We start from the raw sequence: 8733 nt of genomic DNA on the forward strand, positions 1-8733 counted from the left end.
AGATAAGTGTGCGTCTTCATCGAAAAGAGTAGCGTCAAACCGTAGACACCGATTAAAACGATCGACACCGCGATCGACAATTGCTGAATCGCATTAGTATCGATACCAGTAGATGTATAGTCCACCGCAGTCGGCAATAACAGCGCAATCACCGCTAGATTCAGGCTCGAAGCATTCACTCGTGCGACGATCGGTTGAAAGGTTTGCTCTTTATATTTTAACCCACCAAGCAACATCGAAAAGCCCATCACTAGCAACAAGTTGCCGATAATCGAGCCAGTAATACTTGCTTTGACGACATCGATTAAACCAGCATTCAACGCGACTAAGGCAATGATTAGTTCCGTGGCATTCCCAAATGTCGCGTTTAACAAGCCACCCAAGGCTGGCCCCATCACCACAGCGATTTCTTCGGTGGCAGTGCCCATCCAGGCTGCCAGGGGGACGATAGCTAACGCAGCGGTGACAAAGACGACTGGATCGCTCCAATGCAGAAAGTGACCCGCGATCGAAATGGGGACGAATACCAGTAAAACGGAAATAATCTTGTTGAGACTCAGCATGAATGGATGGCGATCGATACACTGTCTCTCTAGCGTACCCGAATTCCACAAAGCTAACGCCATTGCTAGCTTTTTACAACCCTGTCGATTCCGATCCAGCCTGAGGGCTATATGCAATGAAGATCGATCGAGAAACATCCTATTTCAAGACTACCAATTTCCCGAAGTATCAGGATCGATATTTTTGTTTAGATACCAGTTAACACCTGTTGGGCTGTTAATTTTAATTGACTAAATTGAGGCGATGCGATCGCTTGTTCGCCCGTATAAACTTGCTCTTCGTACAATCCTTCCACCAGTTCTAAAATTGTCACCTTATCTAAAATCGGATCGACAATCCAATATTCAGGGATTTGTCTGGCAGCATATTCCGATCTTTTATAACGATAATCTCGTTTATCTTGGTTGGGACTGACTACTTCCACAACTAAAGTAGGTGGTGGCATATCTGCCAAGATAATCGATCGATTATTCTCTTGTAATTCTAGTGCCAAATCTTCGGAAAGAACGGTGAGATCTGGGATTCTAGCCGTCGCTCTTCCTCCAGTTACCGCGATCGCCATCTGGTTTACCAGTAATCTTGGTGGCAATCCTAACCTTAAAAAGTAGGCTATCAAAGAAATAGAGACTTGCTGATTCTGATAGCTTTCTGGGGACATAGGGATGAGTTCTCCATTCACAAGCTCGTAAAGGATATCGGTACCATCATCATAGTTGAGGTATTCCTCAAGGCTCATGAGCTTAGTTTCAACCACCATAGATTTTAGTCTACCTAATATTTAGGAATCATCTAACTAGCACCCATTTTAATCGATCTCGGAAATTATTCGAGCTTTGTCATCATCTCACCCGTGAGACTAAATGCCCGCGCTTCGGTAATTTTGACAGGAACGACTTTGCCGCGCAATTCTTCAATATCGCCATTGAAAAATGTCAAGCGATTGCCACCAGTTCTGCCCAAAACTTGGTCGGGATTTTTAGTATTGCGTTCTTCAACTAAGACTGATTCTACTCGATCGAGATAGCGACCCGATCGGGCGATCGCCGTTTGCGAAACCAGGTGATTGATCCGCTGCAATCTGTCGATTTTGATATCTTCACTAATTTGATTGCTCCATACTGCCGCAGGCGTATTCGGACGAGGGGAATAAGCCGCCGTATTGACCATATCAAAGCTAATATCTGCAATCAATGCTAGCGTTCGATCGAATTGCTCCTCGGTTTCACCAGGGAAGCCGACAATCGCATCGGCACTAATCGACGCATCGGGCATATACTGACGAATTGTATCGATAATCCGCCGATATTTTTCATGAGTATAACCCCGTGACATTGCTTTCAAAATATCGTTGTCGCCGGACTGAAAGGGGATGTGGAAATGCTCGCAGACTTTGGGTAATTCATGACACGCTTTAATCAGTCGCTCGGTAAAGTAGCGCGGGTGACTAGTCGCAAATCGAATCCGCTCGATCCCTTCGACATCGTGGATGTAATAGAGCAGATCTGTCAGGGTATTCAGATGGCGACCTTCGATCGTCGAGCCGGGTAAATCGCGCCCATAGGCATCGATGTTTTGACCGAGTAGCGTAATTTCCTTGTAGCCTTGGCGGGCCAATTCTTTGATTTCTGCCCGAATTGCTTCTGGCGTCCGAGACTGTTCGACGCCGCGCACGTTGGGCACCACGCAATAGGTACAGCGTTCGTTACAGCCATAAATGACATTCACCCACGCGGTGACGCTACTATCGCGACGGGGTTTGGTGATATCTTCGATAATATGAATCGGTTCGGTGGCGACAACCTGCTCGCCAGCAAAGACTTGCTTTAAGAGGTCTTCGAGCCGATTGGCATGTTGCGGCCCCATGATGATATCGAGTTCGGGAATGCGCCGTAACAAGCTCTCACCCTCTTGTTGGGCGACGCAGCCAGCCATAATTAATACCAGATTGGGATTGTCTTTTTTGCGGCGGGTTTGTTTGCCCAAGTAAGAGTAGACCTTTTGCTCGGCGAGATCGCGGATGGTGCAGGTATTGTACAGCACGATATCGGCGACAAAGGGGTCATCCGACCATTGAAAGCCCATTTCTTCGAGGATTCCACCCATCCGCTCGGAATCAGCCTTATTCATCTGACAGCCAAAGGTGGTGATGTGATAGCTGCGATCGATCGAATTCATATGTTGCCAGGATAGAGGTTAAAGACTCGCCAGAAGCTGTTGAAGGTGGGCAAGCTTACTCTCTGGTGACAGATGCGATCGGTAAGCTGCAAAATGATGACTGACACTCGGTGGCGATCTCGCCTGCTGTAAACATTACAGACCGAAAATCGAGCTACTGTGTTATCGATCGACACCGTTTGTCTGTTTGAGCACAGTATTAGCGAGCGAGATTGCTTATTATAATCGATACGAAACATCTTTTTGAAAAGGCTTCAACTCGTTCGCGTAGCGTCCGCGTTGCGGAATCGCGTTTCGATGACATGGGTGGAGCTAACCCATTCCCCTTTATCGTTATAAGTCCGAATTAACCGTTGGCGCAGATCGTCAGCGAGTAACCAAGCCGCTTCTACGAAAAACGGCTGACGGTGGCTCACTTGGAAGGGGGTATTACTCGAAACCCCATCGGGTAACAATAAGATCGTTCGCGGCGTAGCTTCATCAAAATGCAGCCGATGGCCATCGATCTTGGCAGTGGAACTAATCGTGCGATCGCCAAAAGATAATTGTTGCTGCAACGAGTCACCCACCTGACTGATTTCCAAGTGCGTTGGCATCGTATCGGGATCGCGCCAATCGGCATAATGAGTACAGGCGGTACCGCTCCATTTACCTACCAATTGCGCTACCGTTAGATCGGGACGCAACTGCGCATCCGTACCGCTGCGGATTTCGCGAATTAATGTCAGGCTGGCAAAGTTGCTCTGCTTATCAAATAACTGTACCAATCTCGATCGCCGATTTTCGGCTACAAATCCGTACTCTGCACCAAATTCGGCAAAGGGAGCCACTTGAATCGAACCTTTGGAAAAAGCTCCCGTGTCGAAAAATACGGCTTGTCTGCCCAGCGAGCGATATTCCTGGGATCGATCGGATGTCGGTGGCTCGTCGATATTGTTAGCAAAGCGGCGCAATCTAAACTTAACTAGTTGGTTATCTTCCAACCCTTCAAGCGTCAGAATCGAAGGTGTCGAACCGAGGATTTCGCCATCGGTGGAAATTTGGGTAAATGTCCCCGTCCATTCACCGAGATTTTTGAGGAAATTTTCCCAGTTACTGCCCATATTTGTCCACACCTAATTTTTGCTAAACGGACTTAACTCATTCAGTTTAGCGTAATAAATTTCAGCAGGGTATCCACATCGCGCTTGTCGATCGAAACACCATCTGTAGGGGGCAGGTTTATGCAATAACCTGTGACTGATACTATAAATTCATAATCGAACCTGCCCTCCCCCACAACAATATATCGCATGTTATTATTCGCAAATTTTAATTATCGATCGAGAAAACTCGATCGTTAATTACTGGTGGGGATGGGTGTGAAGCTAGATCCCCGACTTCTTTAAGAAGTCGGGGATCTGAATATTACTATTGTTTTGACGTACTATCGATCTTGGGTTTATAAGTAGAAATCACCTCTAGTTCCTTGAGTTGTTTGGCATCGACATTTGCGGGAGCATTAGTCAGCAAACACCGTGCTTGTTGGGTCTTCGGAAAGGCAATTACATCGCGGATCGAATCTTCGCCGGCGAGTAACATGACTAAGCGATCGAGTCCGTAAGCAATCCCACCGTGTGGGGGCGTTCCATAGTCAAAAGCTTCGAGTAAAAAGCCAAATTTATCGTTAGCTTCTTCGGTCGATAAACCGATCGCGCTAAAGACTTTTTCTTGGACTTCGCGTTGGTGAATGCGGACGCTGCCGCCACCAACTTCGGTACCGTTGAAGATGATATCGTAGGCTTGGGCGCGGGCAGTTGTCAGATCGTTGATGTCATCTGGATGCGGTGCTGTAAATGGATGGTGCAATGCTTCGAGTCGCTTTTCGTCGGCGTTATACTCGAACATGGGGAAGTCTGTTACCCACAGTAAGTTAACTTTATCGTCATCAATTAAACCTAGCTCTCGTCCGATGACTAACCGCAGTCGATCGAGCGTTTTATTGACCATTGCGGCATCGCCAGCACCGAAGAGTAATAAGTCGCCAGGTTTGGCACCCGTGAGGGTTAATAGTTGTTGTTTGCTCTCTTCAGATAGGGAATCTTTAATCGCGCCAATCGTGTCGATTTCATTATTTTCGAGCACGCGAATATATGCTAAACCTTTAGCTCCGGCTTCGCTGGCTTCTTTGAATAAGTTCCCACCTGGTTTAATTCGGACGTTAGAAATGGTTTCATTACCGCCAGGAATCGGCAAGATTTTGACGATCCCACCGCTGGCGATCGCGCCAGAAAATACTTTAAATTGGGAGTCTTTAAATAACTCCGAAACATTGACTAATTTCAAGTCAAATCTGGTGTCGGGTTTATCGCAGCCATAGTCTGCCATCGCTTCGGCATAAGTCATGCGCGGGAAGGGGCGCACTAATTCAACACCCTTAATTTCTTTGAATATTTGCCAGATCAATTCTTCATTGAGATTGATGATATCTTCTTGGGACATGAAACTCATTTCCATGTCCAATTGAGTGAATTCTGGCTGTCTGTCAGCACGAAGATCTTCATCGCGAAAACAACGTGCGACTTGATAATAGCGATCGCATCCCGATACCATTAACAGTTGTTTGAATAATTGTGGCGATTGCGGCAGCGCAAACCATTCGCCTAAATTTACCCGACTGGGCAAGATAAAATCTCGCGCACCCTCGGGAGTAGAACGCGTCAAAATCGGCGTCTCGATCTCCATGAAATTAAACCGATCTTCCAAGCACCGCCGAATCGTTTTAATTACCCGATGGCGCAGTTGCAGATTGGTACTCATCCGTTCGCGGCGTAGATCGAGATAGCGATATTTGAGCCGTAAATCCTCACGCACGAACTCATTTTCGGTTTGCGATACCTGGAAGGGTAATTGCTTGTGGACGCGGTTGAGCACCTCAATTTGCTCGGCATAGACTTCGATTTCGCCAGTGTCGATCCGCGAGTTGAGCGATGCTTCGGGACGAGCGTAGACGCGTCCGGTGATTTTGACGACATACTCACTGCGGAGGGTTTCTGCCAGCGGATAAGCATCTGGCGTGCGAATCGGATCGCTGACAACCTGCACCGAACCCGATCGATCGCGGATATGGAGAAAAATTACCCCCCCAAGATCGCGGCGACGATCTACCCAGCCACACAGGGTAACAGTTTCGCCAATTTGTTCGGTGCGGATTGTGCCGCAATAATGGGTTCGCATATGCTAAAAAATCTAGTTCGACGATAATTACTCTAAACTGCCCGATTTTGTCCTGAAGAGACGCGGCAAAAATCTATTCTACTCCCATTCCCATCGCCGAATCGCGATCGATCCGAGATTACCTGGTAAAGTCGAACGGGAGTCAAAAATTGGCTGTCTTTAATTATCTACCATTCTTTGCATGTTGTTGCCCCCGCGCGAGATTCAGATCTGGAGTACCAATCTTGATCGAGAGCGCGCGCAGATCGACAAATTTAGTCAATTGTTAACTGCCACCGAACGCCAACGTGCGGCCAAATTTGTCAACCCACTGCATGGCGATCGCTGGATCGTCGCACGTGGTTATCTCCGGCAGATTTTGAGTCAGTATCTCGATCTCAGCCCTGCCCAAATTGAATTTAGCTACGGCGCGCAGGGTAAACCTGAGATCGCTGGCAGTCAGCTCCAATTCAATTTATCCCATTCGCACGATCGAGCTGTATATGGCATTAGTGCCCAGCATCCCATCGGTATCGATATCGAATATATCCACCCGATCGCCGCAGCGGATTTAGTCGATCGCTTTTTTTCTACCGCCGAGCAAGCTATTTTTCACAACTTGTCGATCGATCTCCATCAAGCCGCTTTTTTCCATGCTTGGGTACAGAAGGAAGCCTATCTCAAAGCCTGTGGCACTGGCTTACATACGCCATTAGACAAAATTGAAGTCTCGATCGATCCGCGTACCCCTGCGGCGATTATGGCTGCACCGATCGCCGGTACGTGGCGAATTCAGAAACTCGAAATCGCCGCCGATTTTGCCAGTGCAATGGCGATCGGGGGCGATTATGACAACATTAGATATTTGCAGTAATTTATGAGCGGGGAGTAATTATCAATTATCAATTAATCTAACCGATCTCCTTACTGCGTAATAAAGCAACGCCCATGACGATCGCCGCAATACCAACTAGCTTAACTACATTAAGCTGTTCTTTAAACAACCAAATACTAAAAAACAATGTGACAACCGCTTCCAATCCTAAGATCGAAATATAGCTGCTGCCGAGATCGGTTTTGGCAATTACTAAAGTTTGTAAAACAGCTCCCAAACCAAAACAGCCAAAGACGGCAACACTATAGGCAGGCTGAGATAAACCGAGTGAAAGTTTCATGAAGATCCCCCCGATCGCAAAAATCAGAGCCGCGCCACCGCTCATTAATAAAGTTGTCAAAATTCAATTTCCTCAAGTGCGAACTTAGCTAAATACAATAAACAGCCAGCGGTGCAAAGCCATTAAAACCCACCGATGCATAGGTGCTAGTATAGGCTCCCGCGCTGAGAATTTGAATCCGATCGCCAGCTTGTAAATTGAGTGGCAACTGATAGTCCGATCGCTCGTACAAAATATCCGCACTATCGCAAGTCGGCCCTGCTAAAATCACCGAGCCAGTTGGCGTACCATCCCAAGGCGTCCGCAGGCGATACCGAATCGCCTCATCCATTGTTTCGGCCAAGCCGCCAAATTTGCCAATATCTAAAAATACCCAGCGGCGATCTTCGTGATATGACTTTTGGGAGATCAGCACCACCTCGGTATTAATTATCCCCGCATCGGCCACTAGCGATCGACCTGGTTCGAGCATGACGATCGGTCGCTGATTCTCAAAGTGTCGCGCCAAAGCAGTGTCGATCTCGCTAGTATAACTCGCCAGTTCTGGCACCGAGCTGCGATAACGAGCGGGAAAGCCACCACCCACATTGAGCATCTGGAGTTCGACACCCACAGCCGCTAAATCTCGAAACAACCGCGCACTAGTCGCGATCGCCATCTCCCATTGGCACACATCTAACTGCTGAGAACCAACATGAAACGAGACACCATAAGCCTGCAACCCCAATCGATCGCTATGAATGAGGAGATCTTTAGCCATATCTAACTCGCACCCAAATTTGCGCGACAACGGCCATTCGGCACCAGTACACTCCATTAACAAGCGACAATACACCTGCGATCCCGCTGCATGAACTGCCAATTTTTCGAGTTCTTGGAGACTATCGAAGGCAAACAACCGTACCCCCAATTCATAAGCAGTAGCAATGTCAGCAGCTTTTTTGATGGTATTCCCAAAAGAAATCTGGTGCGGTCGAGCACCCGCACTCAGACAGGCTTGGATCTCGGGGAGACTGGCCGCATCAAAGCTAGCACCGAGTTTGACTAGCAGTTGTAATATTTCTGGAGCTGGATTGGCTTTGAGCGCGTAGTAGATCTGGGCATCGGGCAATTGTGTTGCTAAAGCCTGATAATTATGTTTAATCTCCGGCAAATCTACGACCAGATAAGGCGTCGGTAAAGATTGACTAGCGATAAAATCAAAAATTCTAGCGTGTGCGACTAATTGGGCAGTTGGCATATAATCTCAGTTCTCAAGTCGAGCATTAATTTGTCGATCGATAGTATGGAAATTGGCACTATCGATGTCGATTTAGATCCGTAAATTTGTGGCATCATTGTTCTCTAAGCGTGCCAACATATGCTCGAATTCGATGCTGGCAGCAACACCAAACTGGACTGTACCCAAAATCCAGAACACTTCTAACATGAACCCCGATTGGTAGTCTTTAATCTGATTGCTTGCGTAGGCAAACCACATATCAGCAACATAGAAACAAATAATCGCCTGCGCGGTGACTTGCCAAGCATTACTGAGTCGGCCTCCCCAAAAACCCAAAATCATGACGATCGCCAAGGTAAATAACACTACATCGCTCCAGACATAAAAGGTATTTAAATTCTG

8 protein-coding genes and 1 pseudogene are annotated in these 8733 nt (G+C 47.3%); 1 reads left to right on the plus strand and 8 read right to left on the minus strand.

The genetic code is table 11. The features are described from left to right. The 5 genes from cax to aspS form a co-directional block, all read right to left on the minus strand. A partial coding sequence (gene cax, locus RMO84_RS04175; RefSeq protein WP_310487230.1) for a calcium/proton exchanger occupies nt 1-563 on the minus strand: 563 nt, incomplete at its 3' end. Between the two features lie 188 nt (nt 564-751). Next, nucleotides 752-1321 (minus strand): Uma2 family endonuclease, encoded by a 570-nt coding sequence (locus tag RMO84_RS04180; RefSeq protein ID WP_310487223.1) that lies wholly within the window; start codon nt 1319-1321, stop codon nt 752-754. Between the two features lie 65 nt (nt 1322-1386). Next, the gene (gene miaB / locus RMO84_RS04185) at nt 1387-2739 is read right to left on the minus strand and encodes a tRNA (N6-isopentenyl adenosine(37)-C2)-methylthiotransferase MiaB (RefSeq protein ID WP_310487224.1); all 1353 of its coding nucleotides are present in this window, start codon (nt 2737-2739) and stop codon (nt 1387-1389) included. A 254-nt stretch (nt 2740-2993) separates the two neighbouring features. Continuing rightward, on the minus strand, nt 2994-3842 hold the full coding sequence (locus RMO84_RS04190) for a DUF3598 family protein (protein WP_310487225.1): 849 nt from the start codon (nt 3840-3842) through the stop codon (nt 2994-2996). 307 nt (nt 3843-4149) lie between these two features. Then, nucleotides 4150-5955, minus strand: coding sequence for an aspartate--tRNA ligase (gene aspS / locus RMO84_RS04195; RefSeq protein ID WP_310487226.1), 1806 nt, complete (start codon nt 5953-5955; stop codon nt 4150-4152). Between the two features lie 181 nt (nt 5956-6136). On the opposite strand from aspS, the gene RMO84_RS04200 reads away from it, so the two are divergent. Then, nucleotides 6137-6808, plus strand: coding sequence for a 4'-phosphopantetheinyl transferase superfamily protein (locus RMO84_RS04200; protein WP_310487227.1), 672 nt, complete (start codon nt 6137-6139; stop codon nt 6806-6808). A gap of 37 nt (nt 6809-6845) precedes the next feature. Here the strand turns inward: RMO84_RS04200 and RMO84_RS04205 are convergent, their stop codons facing one another. The 3 genes and pseudogenes from RMO84_RS04205 to RMO84_RS04215 all read right to left on the minus strand — a co-directional run. Next, nucleotides 6846-7169, minus strand: coding sequence for an SMR family transporter (locus RMO84_RS04205; RefSeq protein WP_310487228.1), 324 nt, complete (start codon nt 7167-7169; stop codon nt 6846-6848). Nucleotides 7170-7197: 28 nt separating this feature from the next. Beyond that, entirely contained in the window at nt 7198-8349 is a 1152-nt protein-coding gene (locus RMO84_RS04210; protein ID WP_310487229.1) for a type III PLP-dependent enzyme, read from the minus strand. Nucleotides 8350-8421: 72 nt separating this feature from the next. Then, a pseudogene (locus tag RMO84_RS04215) lies at nt 8422-8733 on the minus strand (hypothetical protein); the annotation flags it as partial.

Origin of the sequence: Chamaesiphon sp. VAR_69_metabat_338, assembly GCF_031423935.1 — a bacterium.
In the GTDB taxonomy this organism is placed as follows: Bacteria; Cyanobacteriota; Cyanobacteriia; order Cyanobacteriales; family Chamaesiphonaceae; genus Chamaesiphon.